This is a genomic window from Azospirillum rugosum, from assembly GCF_017876155.1.
Taxonomy (GTDB): domain Bacteria; phylum Pseudomonadota; class Alphaproteobacteria; order Azospirillales; family Azospirillaceae; genus Azospirillum; species Azospirillum rugosum.
This window is the reverse complement of record NZ_JAGINP010000010.1, coordinates 64,331-80,820: the sequence shown is the minus strand read 5'-3', so window position 1 is coordinate 80,820 and position 16,490 is coordinate 64,331. Positions and strand designations below refer to the sequence as shown.

Below are 16,490 nucleotides of genomic sequence, written 5' to 3'. Positions count from 1 at the left end.
ATGTTAAGCCCCTTTTAAGTGGGCGTGCAACGCGGCGCCGGGTCAAGACCGGCGCAGGCCGTCATTCAGGCCGTCGCCGAGGCGCCGCCGAGGCGCCGTTGAGGCCGCGCCCATTTCCCGGACAGGAGGACCGATTGGTTGAGGCCATGGACGCCGTGGCGCTGACGCGCCGGCTGATTTCGTACGACACGGTCAATCCTCCCGGAAACGAAGCGCATTGCGCGCGCTTTCTGGGCGACTTGCTCGAATCGGCCGGGTTTGCCGTCGCCTATCACGAATTCTCGCCGGGCCGTCCCACCCTGATCGCCAGGGCCGGGGACTGCCGCCCGGAGCGGACGCTGTGCTTCCTCGGGCATCTGGACACCGTTCCCCTCGGCCACGCGGCCTGGTCGGCGGATCCCTTTGCCGGCGACATCCGGGACGACAAGCTGTACGGGCGCGGCGCGTCGGACATGAAGGCCGGAGTCGCGGCCTTCGTGGTCGCGGCGATGCGCAGCCTGGACGGGCTGGAGCCCGGCGCCGGACTGATGCTGATCCTGGCCGCCGGCGAGGAGACCGGCTGTGAGGGATCCCGGCATCTCGTCACGCTCGGCGTCGATCTCGGCACCGTCGCGGGCGTGGTGGTCGGGGAGCCGACGTCGAACTACCCGCTGGTCGGGCACAAGGGGGCGCTGTGGCTGAAGGCCTCCACCAAGGGGGTCACGGCGCACGGCTCGATGCCGCATCTGGGGGTCAACGCGGTCGTGCAGGGGGCCGAAATGGTCACCAAACTGGCCGACTTCGGGTTCAACCAGAAGCCCCACGAGGTTCTGGGCAGCCCGACGATCAACGTGGGCAACATGCGGGGCGGCGCGAACATCAACTCCGTGCCCGACTGGGCGGAGGTGGGCATCGACATCCGCACCGTCCCCGGCATGGATCACGGCGCCATCCGCGACCAGATCACCCATTACCTGCAGCCGCACCTGCACGACCTGTGCACGGCCGCCAGCATGCCGCACATCTGGACCGACCCCGCGCACCCCTGGATCCAGGGGGTCTACGCCCTGGCGGAGCCGCTGCTGGGATTCCGGCCCGAACCGCGGGGCGCCGCCTATTTCTCCGACGCCAGCGCGCTGGTCGAGGTGCTCGGCAGCCCGCCGACGGTCATCCTGGGGCCCGGCGAGCCGTCCATGGCGCACCAGACCGACGAGTATTGCCTGGTGAGCCGGATCGAGCAGGCAGTGGACCTTTACTCCCTGATCATCCGCCAGACCTGCGCCGCCGATGAAGCCGCCGCGACTGCCTGAACGGCGCGCCCGGTCCAGAAACGCGGGCCAAATCCGCCCGAATGAACCGGTTCGCTCGCCGATTTCTCTCTGGGAAAGTTTCAGTATTTCCATTCAAGTGACTTGACACTCCGTCACCCCCTCGTATCATGGCCGCAACACGCTGCGGGAAAGAAGACAAAAGTCGGCCGCGGACAGAGACAAGAAAATGCAGGGAAGCATGACGATGGCGAATCTCACCTGCGACACACGCCTGACGCGCGCCGCGGACGTGTTGCTCAAAGACCATTTCTGCGTTCGGGACGGCGAATGCGTCCTGATGACCACCGACAACGCCACCGATCCCGTTGTGGTCGACGCTCTGGCCGCGGCGGCCGGGCGGCTCGGCGCGAAGCCGGTCGTCGTCTCGATGCCGCGGTTGCCCTTCCAGGGCTCGCTCGCCGATCCGCACATCCCGGGGCCCGTCGTCGAGGCGGTGAAGGCCGGCGACGTGTGGCTGGACCTGACCTTTCCCTACATGGCGGGCTCCCACGCGCACGATCAGGCGATGAAGGCCGGGCGGGCGCGCTACATCCTGCTGGGCGACGTCGGCGCCGCGGGGCTGGCGCGGCTTTACGGGGGCGTGGACTTCGACCGGCTGTTCGAGGTGCAGTCCGCCGTGGACGCCTATTTCCGCGCGGCGGAGGGCAAGACCTGCCGGATCACCAGCCGCCTGGGCACGGACCTCACCTACACCATCGGCAAGCCGGCGACCCGCAAGGACCGCTACGCCCGCAATCCCGGATCGCAGACCGTTCCCGGCTCCGCGATCATGTACCCGGTCCCGGAGAGCGTGACGGGCGTCGTGGTCCTGGAGGCGGTCTTCCACGAGCATTACTGCGTTCCGAAGGAGCCGGTGCGGCTGGAGGTGGACGGCAAGATTCGCAGCGTGACCGGCGGCGGCGCCGACACGCGGGTGATGGACCGCTCGCTGCGCCGGGCCGGCGGCGGCGACTACGGCTACCTGATCCATTTCAGCTACGGCTTCCATCCCGCCGCGATGGCGACGGGCTCCTCCTTCATCGAGGACATCCGCGTCGTCGGCTGCAACGCCATCGGGCTGGGCCTGCCCTGGTGGGTGCCGGGCGGCGGCGAGAACCATCCGGACGGCGTGGTGACCAACCAGTCCATGTGGATCGACGGCGTGCCCGTCGTGGAGGACGGCAAGCTGCTGGTCCCCGCGGAGGCCGCCGAGGCCGCCGCGATCCTCGAACCGCTTTACGCCTGACCACGGGATCAAACTGACTGCCAGCCAACCGCCCGCCACACCACACGGCGGCGGTCGCACGGGGAGTGTGCACACGTGTTCTCCTATCCTGTCGAGATCGCCGGCGTGCGCTCGCGCGTCCTGCAAAGCGGCCTGTCCGGCCCGGCGGTCATCCTCCTGCACGGCCTGTCGGCGCGCGCCGACCGCTGGGCGCGCAACCTGGACGGATTGGCGGCCGCCGGCTTCCGCGTCTTTGCGGTCGACCTGCCCGGCCATGGCCACGCGCAGAAGGGGGCCGGCTTCGACTACAGCGGACCCGGCTACAGCCGCTGGCTCCGCGCCTTCCTGGACAGCCTCGGCGGCGAGCCGGCCCACATCGTCGGGACTTCCTTCGGCGGCCTCGTCGCCTCCGCCTTCGCGGCGGACCATCCGGAGATGACCCGCAGCCTGACCTGCGTCGGCTCCATCGGGCTCCTGCCCATGGGCGAGGCGCGGCGCCAGCGCACCATCGACTGGCTGCCGCAGATGAGCCGCGAGGAGATCCGCCGCCGCCTGACGCTCAGCGTGGTGGACACCTCCCTCGTTACCGACGAGTGGGTGGAGGAGGACCATCGGATCAACACGTCGCCGGGCGCGCGGGAAGCCTTCGCCGCGCTGGCCGACTATTACCGCACGACCATCGACGAGGACGCGACCGTCGGCCGGCTCGCGGCGATGGAGGGCCGTTTTCCCATCCAGCTTCTCTGGGGGGAAAAGGACATCTCCGTCGCGACCGACATCGGGGTGGAGGCGCACGCGCGCCTTCCCGGGTCGCGCTTCAGCTTCATCGACGGGGCGGCGCACCTCCCCTATTTCGAGCGGACGGAGCGGTTCAACGCACTGCTGCTCGACGTCATCACGTCCAACTGAGGACCTGCCCCGAACTTTCCGCCGACAAGGAAAGACGGGCCGGGCGGCTGCGGAGCGAGGGATGAGATGGATTATGCATTCAATTGGCGCGTGGTCTGGCAAAACTGGGATTTCCTGATCTCGGGCATCACGCTGACCCTGGGCGTGACGGCGGCCTCGCTGTCCTGCGCCATCGTCATCGGGCTGGCGGTCGGGCTGATGCGCCTGTCGAAGAAGGGTCTCCTGCGCCGCCTGGCCATGGCCTATGTGGAAATCTTCCGCAACACGCCGGCCCTGGTGCAGCTGATCTGGGTCTATTACTGCCTGCCGGTCCTGGTCGGCATCAACCTGGACGCCACCAGCGCCTGCATCGTGGCGCTGTCCACCAACGGCGCCGCCTATGTCGCGGAGATCTTCCGCGCCGGCATCCAGGGCGTCCCGCCGGGCCAAGTCGAGGCGGCGCGCAGCATCGGCATGTCCTACGGCGAGACCATGCGCAAGATCATCCTGCCGCAGGCCACCCGGAAGATGATCCCGCCCTTCGTCAACGAGGCGGTGTCGCTGCTGAAATACTCCTCCCTCGTGTCGGTGCTGGGCGTGTCGGACCTGACCTATCAGGCGCAGGTGCTGTCGACGACGACCTTCCGGCCCATCGAGATCTTCACCTTCATCGGCGTCGTCTATTTCCTGGTCTGCTGGATGATGTCGTCCGCAGCGCAGGTCCTCGAACGCCGCCTGGCCGTGAGCGACCGATGAGCAACAAGGAATCCCTCCCGATGGTGCGTATCGAAAAGCTGCGCAAGAGCTTCGGCTCGCACGTCGTGCTGCGCGACGTCAGCCTGGACGTCCGCGCGGGCGAGGTGCTGGTGATCATCGGCGCCAGCGGTTCGGGCAAGAGCACGCTGCTCCGCTGCATCAACATGATGGAAGTGCCGGAGCGGGGGCGCATCTTCGTCGACGGGCAGCCGATGGGGCAGCACAAGGACGACGGTTCCTTCACCGTGTTTCCCGACCGCGTCCTGAACGAGAAGCGCGCCCAGATCGGCATGGTCTTCCAGAGCTTCAACCTGTTCGCCCACCTGACCGTGCTGGACAACATCACCATCGGCCCGGTCACGGTGAAGAAGACGCCGCCGGCCGAAGCGCGGGAGCTGGCCATGGCCCTGCTGGAGAAGGTCGGGCTGGCGGAGAAGGCGGACAGCTACCCGTCGCGCCTGTCCGGCGGCCAGCAGCAGCGCGTCGCCATCGCGCGGGCGCTCGCCATGAAGCCGAAGCTGATGCTGTTCGACGAGCCGACCTCGGCGCTCGACCCGGAACTGGTCGGCGACGTGCTGGCGACCATGAAGCAGCTGGCGGAAGAGGGCATGACGATGATCGTCGTGACCCACGAGATGGGCTTCGCGCGCGAGGTCGCCGACCGCGTCCTCTTCTTCCACCAGGGCGACATGCTGGAGGAAGGGACGCCGGAGGCGATCTTCAGCAACCCGCGGCACCAGCGCACCCAGGATTTCCTGCGCCGCGTCCTTCCCGCTCCCGGCGCGCCTTGCCGGCCTGCGCCAGCCCCCACCGCCTACATCGGCAAGGCCGCCTGCTGAGCGCCGACGCCGAACACGCACAACGCACGGCGCCCCGCGGCGCCGAATGACCGATCCGAGGATCCCGTCCCCCATGACCAACACCATGACCACCCAGGATTTCGCCCGCACGGCCGAGGCCGTCGAAGAGACGCTCCGCCCGCTGAACGAGGCGCGCCACACCCCCGGCTACGTCTACGCCTCGCAGGAGGTGTTCCAGATGGAGAAGGAACGCCTGTTCATGAAGGACTGGCTGTTCGTCGGCCGGGTCGAGGAGGTGGAGAAGCCCGGCGACTTCATCACCCACACCATCATGGGCGAGCCGATCGTCATCACCCGCGACCAGAAGGGCGAGCTGAACGCCTTCTACAACCAGTGCGCCCACCGCGGCGTCGAGGTGGCGGAAGGCAGCGGCAACACCAAGCGCTTCAAGTGCCCCTACCACGCCTGGACCTACGATCTTCAGGGCAAGCTGATCGGCGCGCCCTTCATGCGCGAGACGAACGGCTTCAACCAGGCCAACTGCCGCCTGAAGACGATCAAGATCGACAGCTGGGCCGGCTGGATCTTCATCAGCTTCAACCCCGACGTCGAGCCGCTGGAAACCTTCATCGCGGCCTTCCAGGAGGAGTTCGGCTTCCTGCGCCAGGAAGACTGCCGCCTGGCGCTCAAGTACGAGATCGAGTTCGACTGCAACTGGAAGTTCGTCTACGAGAACCTGCTCGACATCTATCACGTCGGCACGCTGCACGCCGACACGATCGGCAAGTTCCACAACGAGGAAAGCTACCGCTACCACCGCCACCCGCGCGGCCGTCTGGCGATCCATTACCAGACCAAGACCATGTCGCCGACCGGCCAGTCGCTGGTGGGCAAGATGCCGTGGCTGGTGGACGAGGACGAGAGCTTCGGCCGCATCGGCTTCCTGCCGCCGAACCTGACGCTGCTCGCCCGCTGCGACTATGTGCGGCCCTTCGCGCACTGGCCGATCGCGCCGAATAAGACGAAGTCGGTCGCCTACTTCCTGTTCCCGAAGGAGAAGTTCGACGATCCGGGCTTCGCCGACAAGGTGAAGGTCTACGCCGACTATCTGACCACCGTGCTGGAGGAGGACCGCACCATGGTCCAGTCGCTCCAGCGCGCCATGAGTTCCCGCGCCTTCGAGCCCGGCCGGATGTCCACGAAGGAAGAGGCGATCCACCACGTGCTCGGCTACTACCTGGAGCGCGTCTTCCAGGGCAAGGATCTCTGATGTCCGTTCTCGACGTCCTGATCCGCCGTCGGGTGATCGAAGCCGACGGAATCGTGATGCTGGAGCTGGTGTCCGCGACGGGGGAGCCTCTGCCCCCGTTCGAGGCCGGGGCGCACATCGACGTCCATGTCGGGCCGGACCTGATCCGGCAGTATTCGCTGTGCAACGACCCGGCGGAGACGCAGTGCTACCGGCTGGGGGTCCTGCTCGACCCGCAGTCGCGCGGCGGCTCCGCCGCGGTGCACGCGACCTTCCTGGAAGGGCAGTCGGTGCGGATCGGTGTGCCGCGCAACAACTTCCCGCTGGCGGAAGGCGCGCGGAAATCGATCCTGGTGGCCGGCGGCATCGGCGTCACGCCGCTGCTCGCCATGGCTTACCGCCTGACCGCGGCCGGGGCGGACTTCGAGCTGCATTACTGCAGCCGGTCGGAAAGCCGGACCGCATTCCGCAGCCTGCTCGCCGAAGCGCCCTTCGCGGACCGCGTCGTGTACCATTTCGACGACGGGGCGCCGGAGCAGCGCTTTTCCCCGGACGCAGTCCTGGGGTCGGCCGACGCGGACACGCATCTCTACATCTGCGGCCCGTCGGGATTCATGGATTACGTGCGCAACGCCGCGGAAGCCCGGGGCTGGCCGTCCGCCAACATCCATCTGGAGCATTTCGGCGCGGCGGTCGAGGTCGGCGGCGACAGCTTCCAGGTGCGGGCCGAGCAGAGCGGCGTGACCGTCACGGTGGGCAAGGACGAGACCATCGCCCAGGCGCTGGACAAGGCGGGGGTGGACATCCTGACCTCCTGCGAGCAGGGGGTGTGCGGCGCCTGTCTGACGCGCGTGCTGGAGGGCGAGCCGGATCACCGCGACGCCTACCAGACGGCGGAGGAGAAGGCCGCCAACAGCCACGTCACGATTTGCTGCTCCCGCTCCAAATCGCCTCTGCTGGTGCTGGACGTTTAGCTTCGGAGTGGGTGGATGCTGTTCGACTTCGCGGAACTCGCCCCGCGCGACGGGTACAAGCTGCTGGCCTCCTGCGTCATCCCGCGCCCGATCGCCTGGGTCGTGACGGAGGACTTGCAGGGCCACCTGAACGCGGCGCCCTTTTCCTTCTTCAACATCTTTTCCGACGATCCGCCCATCGTCTGCCTGGGCGTGATGGGGCGGCAGGGCGTTCCGAAGGACACGGCGCGCAACATCCGCGACACCGGCGCCTTCGTCGTCAACCTCGTGTCGGAGGAAACGGCCGAGCGGATGAACGTCACGGCCATCGAGTTCGGCCCGGAGGTCGACGAGTTGGCGGAGGCCGGCCTGACCGCGCTGCCCTCCACCAAGGTGAAGCCGCCGCGCATCGCCGAAAGCCCGGTGGCGCTGGAGTGCGAGCGGTTCACCATGCTGGACCTCGGCAACGGCCGCGCCTTGGTCGTGGGCAAGGTGCTGGCCATGCACATCCGGGACGACGCGGTCATCGACGCCGGCAAGTGCTACGTCGATCCCCCGAAGCTGAAGCTGGTGGCCCGCACGCACGGCCGGGGCTGGTACGCCCGCCTCAGCGACGAGTTCGACATGCCGCGCATCGACCGATCAGATTGGGAGGGTAGAGACCGGACCGCGAACACCCCGGGCTGACCGTTCGGCCGTCCGCCCTGAAGAAAGTTCGTGCGCCTGTCGATTCCTGCTGAAAGAGGCGGTATCGGCGGGTAAGGTTGAGCACAGATGCCGTCGCCACGGGAGAGATCGGTTCGCCGACGCCGAAGGAGCAACCGCCCCGGAAACTCTCAGGCAGAAGAACCGTGACGACGTTCCAGACTCTGGAGAGAGGCGCCGTGCGCCCGCCGACGGGATAACGTTCTCAGGCGAAAAGACAGAGGGGGCACCGACAACCGCGATCCCGTGATCGCAGCAGGAGGTGCGCATGCCTGAGTCACCCGTGGTCCCCTTGTTCGGTCCGGGCACCCGGCTCCGTCCAGCCGTCCCGATCGGCGTTACCGATTGCTTCGCCATCGGCATCGGCCCGTCAAGTTCCCACACCGTCGGCCCGATGCGCGCCGCTCATCGCTTCGCCAGGGATGTGTTGGAGCAGGGCGACGCGGACGGCGTGACCGCGGTGACGGTCGAACTGTTCGGGTCGCTGGCGCTCACCGGACACGGTCATCAGACGGACGTGGCGGTGCTGCTCGGTCTGTCGGGATGGCTGCCCGAAACGGTCGATCCGGACGCGGTCGACGGCATCGTCGAGGCGGTCCGCACCACGCGCAGCATCACGCTGGATCACCGCCGGATCATTCCGTTCGATCCGGACCGGCATCTGCTCTTCCGCAAAGACCGTGTGCTCGAAGGGCACCCCAACGGCATGCGCTTCACCGCCTGCGAGCGGGACCGGCCGGTCTTGGCCCGCGAGTTCCATTCGGTCGGCGGTGGGGCCATCGTTTGCCGTGAAGACGCGGGACGCCCGCCGTCCGGACACAACGCCAATGCCCCCTACCCCTTCACCTCTGCCGCGGAACTGCTGGCCATGGCGAGGGGTGCCGGCCTGTCCATCGCCGGCGTCATCCTGGCGAACGAACGGGCGTTGCGCGACGATCGGGACACCTTTGCCTTCCTCGATACGGTCCGCAGCGCGATGATGGACAGTATCGAGCGCGGATGCCGGCGTGAAGGGATGCTGCCCGGGGGCCTCAACCTGCGCCGCCGGGCCCCTGCCCTACACCGGGACCTGAACGCGGCACCGCCTGACCGGGCGGCCGACCCGCTGCACGGGCTGGACTGGGTCAGTCTTTACGCGCTGGCCGTCAATGAGGAAAACGCCGCGGGCGGCCGCATCGTCACCGCCCCGACCAACGGAGCGGCGGGCGTCATCCCGGCCGTGCTGAAGTATTACGAGACCTTCTGCCAGGGGGCTTCGCCGGAAAAGGCCCGCGACTTCCTACTCACCGCGGCGGGCATCGGCGCGCTTTACAAAACGCGAGCCTCCATCTCCGCCGCGGAGATGGGCTGCCAGGGCGAGGTCGGCGTCGCCTGTTCCATGGCCGCCGGCGCCCTGGCGGCGGTCCTCGGCGGCACGCCGGAGCAGGTGGAGAACGCCGCGGAGATCGGCATGGAGCACAATCTCGGCCTCACCTGCGACCCGGTGCGCGGCCTCGTGCAGGTTCCCTGCATCGAACGCAACACCATGGGGGCGGTCAAGGCCATCAACGCGGCCCGCCTCGCCCTGCGCGGCGACGGCACGCACCTCGTCCCGTTGGACGCGGTGATCGAAACCATGCGCCAGACCGGTGAGGATATGCGCTCGAAGTACAAGGAAACCGGCCTCGGAGGCCTCGCGGTGAACGTCGTCGCCTGCTGACCGTGGAGATCCAGAGACCGTCTCAAACGGCCAGCGGCAATCGGACGCAAAATCCCGCATCATGTCGCCTCGATCCCGCGCACCGCCAGAACCTCGGCCATGCGACGCATCGCCCGTTCCGGATCGCGCAGCAGACCGGCCTTGTCGGCGAGCTTGAAGATCTCCGTCAGATGCAAGGTGGACCGGGCGCTCTCCTGCCCTGCGATCATCGTAAAATGATCCTGGTGGCCGTTCAGATAGGCCATGAACACGACGCCGGTCTTGTAGAAGCGGGTCGGCGCCCGGAAGATGTGGCGGGACAGCGGCACCGTGGGCTTCAGGATGGCGTGGAATGACGCGGAGTCGCCCTGCGCCAAGGCCGCCAACGCAGCGGACGCGGCCGGGGCGATGGCGTCGAAAATGCCGAGCAGCGCGTGCGAGTAGCCCGTCTCGTCCCCGGCAATCAACTCCGCATAGTTGAAATCGTCGCCCGTGTACATACGCACGGCCGGGTCCAGCCGGCCGCGGATGGCGATCTCCTTGTCCTTGTCGAGCAGAGAGATCTTCACGCCGTCCACCTTGGCGGCGTGATCGTTGATGATGGAGACCGCCGTGTCCATCGCCGCATCAAGGTCGCGCGTGCCCCAATAGCCGGTCAGCGCCGGGTCGAACATATCGCCCAGCCAGTGGATGATCACCGGCTCGCGCACCTGGGACAGGATGCGGGAATAAACCTGGACGTAGTCCTCCGGGGAGCGGGCCACGCGGGCCAGGGCACGCGACGCCATCAGGATGATGCGACCGCCAAGCGCCTCCACGGCCGACACCTGCTCCTCGTAGGCTCGGATGACATCATCGACCGAGCGGACGTCCTCCAGGGCGAGGTGGTCGGTGCCAGCTCCGCTGAACACCAAGCCGCCGCGCGGCTTGGCGGCATCCAGCGAGCGGCGGATGAGATCCAACGAGGCCGGCCAGTCCATGCCCATGCCGCGCTGCGCGGTGTCCATCGCCTCGGCAACACCGAAACCGAGATCCCAGAGATGGTCGCGGAAGGCGATGGTGCGGTCCCAATCGATGGCCGGAGTCAGCCAGGGGTCGTTGTCGGCCAGTGGATCGGCGACCACATGCGCGGCGGCGAAGGCGACACGGTTCAGTGGCCCCGTGATCCTGCCCGGAAACCCGCGGGCGGGCGCGACCTCGTAGGCTTCCAGTGTGCGGTCAGGGCGCGGCAGGCGGATCGTCAGGGACATGGATGTCTCCAGAATTCGTGTGGGCTGAACGACACTGAATGCGGGGCACAAGGCGTCGACGCGAATACACCCGCCGACTTTCGTGCGCCCGACGCGGCTCGGTGTCGGACGATGACGCTGGGAGCGGGCGGCGGCTAAGGCATGGGGATGCCGAAAAAGCCGGCGATGGCTTCCACTTGGCTGTCCAGCATGGCCTTACCGGGGTGAACGATGCAGCCTTGCGCGGCCGCTGCGTGCAGAAGCGGCGTGACCGCCGGCTTCATGATGATGTCGGCCACGAGGATTCCCGGTGTGAGTCGCGCGGGATCCAGGGGCAGCGGATCGTCGGGCCGCATGCCCAGCGGCGTGGCGTTGATCACCAGATCGTGGCCATCCGGCACCGCAGGCCCGCGGTCGACGCGAACCTGCGGATGGGCCGCGGCGACGGCCGATGCCAATCCATCCGCCTTGGCCGCATCGACATCGACGATGGTGAGGCGCTCCACCCCGGCCCCGGCCAGAGCGAAGCCGACCGCACTGCCGGCCCCGCCAGCGCCGACCAGCAACGCGCGCCGTCCTTTTGGGTCGTGCCCGGCACGGCGCAGCCCGATCAGGAAGCCCTGCCCGTCGAACATATCGCCGACCAGCCGCCCGTCAGGCTCGCGCCTCACCGCGTTGACCCCGCCGACCAGCCGGCCGGTCGGTCCGATGTCGTCGATCAGGTGGGCAACGGCCATCTTGTGGGGCACGGTGACGACAATGCCGTCGAGGTTGTCCATCGCACGGAACCCCTGGATGACCGCGGCGAGACCGCCGGGGCGCACATGGACCGGCACCAGCACGGCGTCCCGGCCGGCGCCGGTCAGCAACGGGTTGAAGACCTGCGGCGAGCGCACCTGCTCAATCGGGTCGCCAATGATGACGAAAAGGCGGGTCGTGCCCGTGATGGTGGCTTGATGGCCCATGATGCTTTCCCCTCCCCGCTCGCCGGCGTCGGTCAGGACGCGAGACGCGGATGGACCGGCCGACTCTTCCCGGCAAAGCCTTCCGCAAGCCCCATGGGCTCCGGCCGGAACAGACGGCTGTCCATGACGCGCAGGGAATCCGAAATGGCCGGCCGGAAATCCATCTGGCCCAGAACGTCCCGCTCCAGGTCGATGCCCGGCGCAATTTCGATCAGCTCCAGCCCGCGTTCGGTCGTCTGAAACACCGCGCGCTCCGTCACGAACAGGGTCACCTGCCCGCGCGCCCGCGCGTAGGGGCCACTGTAGGAGATCTGCTCGAGCGTCTTGACGAACTTGTGGTGCCGCCCCTCTTCGCGGATGGCCAGCGTTCCGTTCCCGGCCTCGATTTTGAGGCCGCCGGCGGTGAAGGTGCCGCCGAACACCATCTTCCTGGCGTTCTGGCTGATGTTGACGAAGCCGCCGATTCCGACCACCCGGTTGGCGAAGCGGCTGATGTTCACGCTGCCCTGGGCGTCCACCTCGACCGCCGACAGAAACGCGATGTCCAGACCGCCGCCGTCGTAGAAGTCGAACTGGTAGGGCTGATCGATCATGGCGGCGTAGTTGCGGGAAGCGCCGGCGTCGAGACCGCTGGCCGGGGCGCCGCCGATCAGGCCCTGTTCGTTGGTCAGGACGATGTGATCGAGGACGCCCTCCTCGGCGCCGACCAGGCCAATGCCGGTGCAGATCCCGGACCCGACGTTGCAGACGGCGCCCGCCTCCAGCTCCATGGCGCAGCGCCGGGCGACGATCTTGCGCTCGTCCAGCGGCAGCTTGGGAAAGGCGTCGAGCGGGATGCGCAGCTCGCCGGCGAAGGCCGGGTCGTGGGCGGTCTGGTAGGTCTGAGCCTGGTCCGGCGCGACCACCACCGCGTCGACCAGCATTCCCGGAACCTTCACGGTCTTGCCCGGCAGCGTGCCGCGGCGGGCGAGGCGCTTCACCTGGACGATGACCAGGCCGCCGCTGCGTTTCGTCGCCTGGGCCATCGACAGCGCGTCGCCGAAGATCGCCTCATGCTCCATGGAGATATTGCCATCCTCGTCCGCCGTGGTTCCGCGCAGGAAGGCCACGTCGATCCCGAAGGGCTTGTAGAACAGCCACTCCCGCCCCTTCAGCTCGACCAGCTCCACGAGATCCTCCGTCGAGCGGGCGCTCTGCCGGCCGCCCGAAATGCGGGGGTCAACGAAGGTGTGAAGTCCGACATGGGTGAGCAGGCCGGGCCGGCCGGCCGCGATCTCGCGCAGAAGCTGGGACAGGGCGCCTTGCGGCAGGGTGTAGGCTTCAATTTCATTGCGGCTCGCCATCGCGGCGACCGGCGGCGCGTCCACGATGGTGCCGCAGACAATCCGCTTCAGAAGACCTGCGTGCGCGAAGCGGGATGCCCCCCGCTCGCCGCGGTTCCCGATGCCGACCGGATGGATGGAAGTGATCGACTTCGGCAGTCCGGAGGACAGGAAGCGGCGCTCCACGGCTTCGATCAAGGACTCCGGCACTCCATGACCAGCGCCGGAGCCAGCAATGAGAACGGTGTCGCCATCGCGCACGAGCGCCGCCGCAGCGTCAGCTGTAATGACCCGCATGGTCCTTCCTTTTCATGATTTTCGGTGCGTCAATGGCACAAACTTACTTACTGATAAGTCAAATTCCGGGGTGGCGCAACAGCTTCATCAGCGTACCGGACAATTTCAGAGCATGATTTTCATCGGGTGTCGCCCGTGCGCTGGAGCGACATGGCGTGCAACCGCCGCCGGTGCGGCGGCGCAGCCAACTCAGGCCTTTTTGGCCCGCCGCGTCCGGCTGGTCCGCGTCGGGACCGGTTCGGAAGCGGGCTCTCCGCTTCCGGCCATCGCCACGGGCGCGTCCGCCGCGCCGTTGAGGGCGTCGAGCTTGGCTGGCTTCGCGCCGACCGCAATCGGGTCGGCAGGCCTGGGGTCGGCCGCATACGCAGAGAGCATGACGCGGACGAAGGCCTCGAAAAACAACTCCAGCCGCTCGAAGCTGCCGGCGTCCTGCGTGAACACCGAGGAGCTGTTCACGATGTTGATGATCAGGAAGGCCAGATCCTCCCGTGGCGTGTCGGGGCGCAGCTCGCCCTTCTGCCAGGCCATTTCGACCGCGAGCCTGATGGCATCGTGGACGGAGATGGTGAAAGAGGCGAGGCTGGCGCGGGCCACGTCGCTCAAAACATTGCTTTCCAACCGAAGCCGCCCGATCAAGCTCCAGGGCTGACCCGTGTGCTTTCCGCGATTGAACCGCTTGTAGCGTTCATAGTTGTAATCGACCACCCGGCGCAGCTTGTCTGCCAGGGTTGTTTTCTCATCGAGCCAAATCGCCCGGTGGCGGGCGGTGGCATCCGTCACGTAATCCTGGACGACTTCGTCGACGAGCCGCTGTTTGTTGCCAAAATGATAATGAATGTTGGTCGTCGTGATGTCGAGCTGCTCCGCTATGCTCCGGAAGTTCATCCCGTGATAGCCGTGGGCGATCAGCAACTCGGTCGCGATGGCCTTGATGCTGTCCGGCATGCTGGAGCGCCCGGCCGATAACGTGTCTGAGGTCTGCTTTCGCGGCATTCGTCTATCCAGTCCAGGCGTTTCCAGTTCTTCGCATGAACGAAGTTGCGCTGCGGGTCAAGCCGTGACTTCGGGCGTTCCCGCCCGCATCAAGAGAAGCGATTCGCCATCCTGGACAACGACACCGTCCTGGTTGATCACTTCCATGCCGAGCGTGACGATGCCGCGGTCGGACCGCTTGGTGGCGCGCTTCGCCTTGATCGTAATCCGCACATGGATCCGGTCGCCGATCATCAGCGGCGCACGGAAAGACCAGTTCCAGCTCAGCGTCGCGATCCCCTTGAGATGGACCTTGCAGCGGGTCTTGAGGCCGTCGGCCAGGGCAAGCCCCAGCAGGCCATGCGCGATGCGGCCGGGGAAGCCGGCCTCCCGGGCGAATTGGTCATCCATGTGCACGTCGAAGAGATCGCCCGAAAGCCCTGCGAAACCAACGACGTGCGCTTCGGTCACGGTGACGCCCGCGGTCTCGTACGAGTCCTGTGCATCGACATCGTCGAACCCATACTCACCCGCCGCAAGCTTGCGTCCAGCCGCAATGCCCTGTGCCGGCATCAATCCTTCGGTCATTCGGCCATCCTGTTCGTTCAGCGTCGGAAAACTTACTTATTGATAAGTAACTATCGCATTGACGGCCCGGCCCGTCAATGTTAGTTTTCAAAACAATCCGGCGCTGCCACAAAGGCCTCGCCCAAGCGATACGACCGAGGGGCGCGCCTGCGAGAGGTTGGGCCGGTTCTCGGAGCCGGCTCGCCCATCTCACGCAGTTACGAGCAAGGCGCACATGACTTCCGTGAACATCGCCAACGTGCACAAAAGCTTCGGCGCGACGCACATTCTCCGCGGCGTCTCGGTGGACATCGAGGACGGAGAGTTCGTCATTCTCGTCGGTCCGTCCGGCTGCGGAAAATCCACGCTCCTGCGCATGATCGCCGGCCTTGAAACCGTATCTGCCGGCGAAATCAGCATCGGGCCGCGCGTGGTGAACAACGTTCCGCCAAAGGAACGCGACATCGCCATGGTGTTCCAAAGCTACGCTCTCTACCCGCACATGACGGTGGCGGAGAACATGGCGTTCTCCCTCAACCTGCGGAAGGCGCCGAAAGAGGCGATCACCCAGCGCGTCGACCACGCCGCCCGGATCCTCGGCCTCGGCGCCCTGCTCGACCGCTACCCGCGCCAACTCTCCGGCGGTCAGCGCCAGCGCGTGGCCATGGGCCGCGCCATCGTGCGCGATCCGCAGGTCTTTCTCTTCGACGAGCCCCTGTCGAATCTCGATGCCAAGTTGCGCGTCGCCATGCGCGCCGAAATCAAGGAACTGCATCAGCGCCTGAAGACCACGACGATCTACGTGACGCACGACCAGATTGAAGCCATGACCATGGCCAGCAAGATCGTGGTGATGCGTGATGGCGCCATCGAACAGATCGGCGCGCCGCTCGATCTCTACGATCGGCCGGACAACGTGTTCGTCGCCGGTTTCATCGGATCACCGGCCATGAACTTCCTGAACGGGCGGATTGAGGGCGGCACCTTCATCACCCAGGACGGGCTCCGGCTGCCGCTCGGCGATGCAGCTCCGGCGAGCGAACGCGCGGTGGTCTATGGCATCCGGCCTGAGCATTTCAGCCTGACCGACGCCGGCGTCCCCGTCGAGGTCGTGGTGGTGGAGCCCACGGGTTCCGAAACCCAGATCGTGGTTCGCAGCGGTTCGCAGGAAATCGTCTGCGTGTTCCGCGACCGCGTGCTGCCGAAGCCGGGGGAGACCATTCGCATCCTTCCCGATGCCGCCCGCGTCCACCTGTTCGACGCGGCGACGGGCCGACGGCTGGCCTGAACGCCGTGGCGCACCCGCGCCACCATCCATTCAACCACAAGAAGGTACGGGGAGAAACGCATGATCGACCGTTCGGCCACCACCAAGTCCAATTCACGCCGGCGCATCAGCCGACGCGCCCTTGGAGCTGCCGTCGCCTTGTTGGGCATGGCTGCGGCTGTCACGCTGCCCACCGGGGTCCACGCTGCCGATGAGCAGGCGCTCGTCATCAATTCCGACCGCAGCGGCGCCGGCCAGAAGGCGGCGATGAACAATCGCCGCGGATTTCGAGGCCAAGAATCCAGGGGTCAAGGTCACGATCAACTAC

16 protein-coding genes and 1 riboswitch are annotated in these 16,490 nt (G+C 66.9%); of the genes, 10 read left to right on the top strand and 6 right to left on the bottom strand.

Translation table 11 applies throughout. The features are described from left to right. Window positions 1-134: 134 nt before the first annotated feature. The 9 genes from J2851_RS15120 to J2851_RS15080 all read left to right on the top strand — a co-directional run bounded on the left by J2851_RS15120 (window position 135) and on the right by J2851_RS15080 (window position 9,564). Window positions 135-1,289, top strand: a complete 1,155-nt coding sequence (locus J2851_RS15120; RefSeq protein ID WP_209767195.1) for a M20 family metallopeptidase — start codon at window positions 135-137, stop codon at window positions 1,287-1,289. A gap of 205 nt (window positions 1,290-1,494) precedes the next feature. Next, window positions 1,495-2,535 (top strand): 2,5-dihydroxypyridine 5,6-dioxygenase NicX family protein, encoded by a 1,041-nt coding sequence (locus tag J2851_RS15115; protein ID WP_209767193.1) that lies wholly within the window; start codon window positions 1,495-1,497, stop codon window positions 2,533-2,535. A gap of 75 nt (window positions 2,536-2,610) precedes the next feature. Then, window positions 2,611-3,423: an alpha/beta fold hydrolase gene (locus J2851_RS15110; protein WP_209767191.1), complete on the top strand. Its 813-nt coding sequence runs from the start codon at window positions 2,611-2,613 to the stop codon at window positions 3,421-3,423. A 66-nt stretch (window positions 3,424-3,489) separates the two neighbouring features. Continuing rightward, window positions 3,490-4,158: an amino acid ABC transporter permease gene (locus J2851_RS15105; RefSeq protein ID WP_209767189.1), complete on the top strand. Its 669-nt coding sequence runs from the start codon at window positions 3,490-3,492 to the stop codon at window positions 4,156-4,158. Between the two features lie 20 nt (window positions 4,159-4,178). Further along, a complete protein-coding gene (locus J2851_RS15100) occupies window positions 4,179-4,997 on the top strand; it encodes an amino acid ABC transporter ATP-binding protein (protein WP_209767187.1) in 819 nt (272 codons plus the stop codon). 73 nt (window positions 4,998-5,070) lie between these two features. After that, complete coding sequence (locus tag J2851_RS15095; RefSeq protein WP_209767185.1) at window positions 5,071-6,228, top strand: aromatic ring-hydroxylating oxygenase subunit alpha; 1,158 nt, start codon at window positions 5,071-5,073, stop codon at window positions 6,226-6,228. Beyond that, a complete protein-coding gene (locus J2851_RS15090) occupies window positions 6,228-7,181 on the top strand; it encodes a PDR/VanB family oxidoreductase (protein ID WP_209767183.1) in 954 nt (317 codons plus the stop codon). The genes J2851_RS15095 and J2851_RS15090 overlap by 1 nt, the downstream gene beginning before the upstream one ends. A 15-nt stretch (window positions 7,182-7,196) precedes the next feature. Then, window positions 7,197-7,847, top strand: a complete 651-nt coding sequence (locus J2851_RS15085; RefSeq protein WP_209767181.1) for a flavin reductase family protein — start codon at window positions 7,197-7,199, stop codon at window positions 7,845-7,847. A gap of 89 nt (window positions 7,848-7,936) precedes the next feature. After that, window positions 7,937-8,022, top strand: a riboswitch (glycine riboswitch). A gap of 111 nt (window positions 8,023-8,133) precedes the next feature. Continuing rightward, a complete protein-coding gene (locus tag J2851_RS15080) occupies window positions 8,134-9,564 on the top strand; it encodes an L-serine ammonia-lyase (RefSeq protein WP_209767179.1) in 1,431 nt (476 codons plus the stop codon). Between the two features lie 59 nt (window positions 9,565-9,623). On the opposite strand, the gene J2851_RS15075 is transcribed toward J2851_RS15080, so the two are convergent. The 5 genes from J2851_RS15075 to J2851_RS15055 form a co-directional block, all read right to left on the bottom strand. Then, window positions 9,624-10,793 carry a dihydrodipicolinate synthase family protein gene (locus J2851_RS15075; RefSeq protein ID WP_209767177.1) on the bottom strand — a complete coding sequence of 390 codons (1,170 nt, stop codon included), beginning with the start codon at window positions 10,791-10,793 and terminating at the stop codon, window positions 9,624-9,626. A 134-nt stretch (window positions 10,794-10,927) separates the two neighbouring features. Next, the gene (locus J2851_RS15070; protein ID WP_209767175.1) at window positions 10,928-11,737 is read right to left on the bottom strand and encodes a shikimate dehydrogenase family protein; all 810 of its coding nucleotides are present in this window, start codon (window positions 11,735-11,737) and stop codon (window positions 10,928-10,930) included. Window positions 11,738-11,769: 32 nt separating this feature from the next. Beyond that, window positions 11,770-13,356 (bottom strand): acyl CoA:acetate/3-ketoacid CoA transferase, encoded by a 1,587-nt coding sequence (locus J2851_RS15065; RefSeq protein WP_209767174.1) that lies wholly within the window; start codon window positions 13,354-13,356, stop codon window positions 11,770-11,772. Window positions 13,357-13,545: 189 nt separating this feature from the next. Next, window positions 13,546-14,301, bottom strand: coding sequence for a TetR/AcrR family transcriptional regulator (locus J2851_RS15060; protein ID WP_209767172.1), 756 nt, complete (start codon window positions 14,299-14,301; stop codon window positions 13,546-13,548). A gap of 105 nt (window positions 14,302-14,406) precedes the next feature. Then, the gene (locus J2851_RS15055) at window positions 14,407-14,916 is read right to left on the bottom strand and encodes a MaoC/PaaZ C-terminal domain-containing protein (RefSeq protein ID WP_246500668.1); all 510 of its coding nucleotides are present in this window, start codon (window positions 14,914-14,916) and stop codon (window positions 14,407-14,409) included. Between the two features lie 214 nt (window positions 14,917-15,130). Here J2851_RS15055 and J2851_RS15050 point away from each other — a divergent pair, with 214 nt between their 5' ends. Further along, window positions 15,131-16,183 (top strand): ABC transporter ATP-binding protein, encoded by a 1,053-nt coding sequence (locus J2851_RS15050; protein WP_209767170.1) that lies wholly within the window; start codon window positions 15,131-15,133, stop codon window positions 16,181-16,183. Window positions 16,184-16,276: 93 nt separating this feature from the next. On the opposite strand, the gene J2851_RS15045 is transcribed toward J2851_RS15050, so the two are convergent. Beyond that, a complete protein-coding gene (locus J2851_RS15045) occupies window positions 16,277-16,486 on the bottom strand; it encodes a hypothetical protein (protein ID WP_209767169.1) in 210 nt (69 codons plus the stop codon). Between the last annotated feature and the right edge of the window lie 4 nt (window positions 16,487-16,490).

Coding starts and splice junctions, on each gene's coding strand:
- J2851_RS15115 (WP_209767193.1), top strand. CDS start 1,495: ATGGCGAATCTCACCTGCGACACACGCCTGACGCGCGCCGCGGACGTG.
- J2851_RS15105 (WP_209767189.1), top strand. CDS start 3,490: ATGGATTATGCATTCAATTGGCGCGTGGTCTGGCAAAACTGGGATTTC.
- J2851_RS15100 (WP_209767187.1), top strand. CDS start 4,179: ATGGTGCGTATCGAAAAGCTGCGCAAGAGCTTCGGCTCGCACGTCGTG.
- J2851_RS15095 (WP_209767185.1), top strand. CDS start 5,071: ATGACCAACACCATGACCACCCAGGATTTCGCCCGCACGGCCGAGGCC.
- J2851_RS15090 (WP_209767183.1), top strand. CDS start 6,228: ATGTCCGTTCTCGACGTCCTGATCCGCCGTCGGGTGATCGAAGCCGAC.
- J2851_RS15085 (WP_209767181.1), top strand. CDS start 7,197: ATGCTGTTCGACTTCGCGGAACTCGCCCCGCGCGACGGGTACAAGCTG.
- J2851_RS15080 (WP_209767179.1), top strand. CDS start 8,134: ATGCCTGAGTCACCCGTGGTCCCCTTGTTCGGTCCGGGCACCCGGCTC.
- J2851_RS15075 (WP_209767177.1), bottom strand. CDS start 10,793: ATGTCCCTGACGATCCGCCTGCCGCGCCCTGACCGCACACTGGAAGCC.
- J2851_RS15070 (WP_209767175.1), bottom strand. CDS start 11,737: ATGGGCCATCAAGCCACCATCACGGGCACGACCCGCCTTTTCGTCATC.
- J2851_RS15065 (WP_209767174.1), bottom strand. CDS start 13,356: ATGCGGGTCATTACAGCTGACGCTGCGGCGGCGCTCGTGCGCGATGGC.
- J2851_RS15060 (WP_209767172.1), bottom strand. CDS start 14,301: ATGCCGGACAGCATCAAGGCCATCGCGACCGAGTTGCTGATCGCCCAC.
- J2851_RS15055 (WP_246500668.1), bottom strand. CDS start 14,916: ATGACCGAAGGATTGATGCCGGCACAGGGCATTGCGGCTGGACGCAAG.
- J2851_RS15050 (WP_209767170.1), top strand. CDS start 15,131: ATGACTTCCGTGAACATCGCCAACGTGCACAAAAGCTTCGGCGCGACG.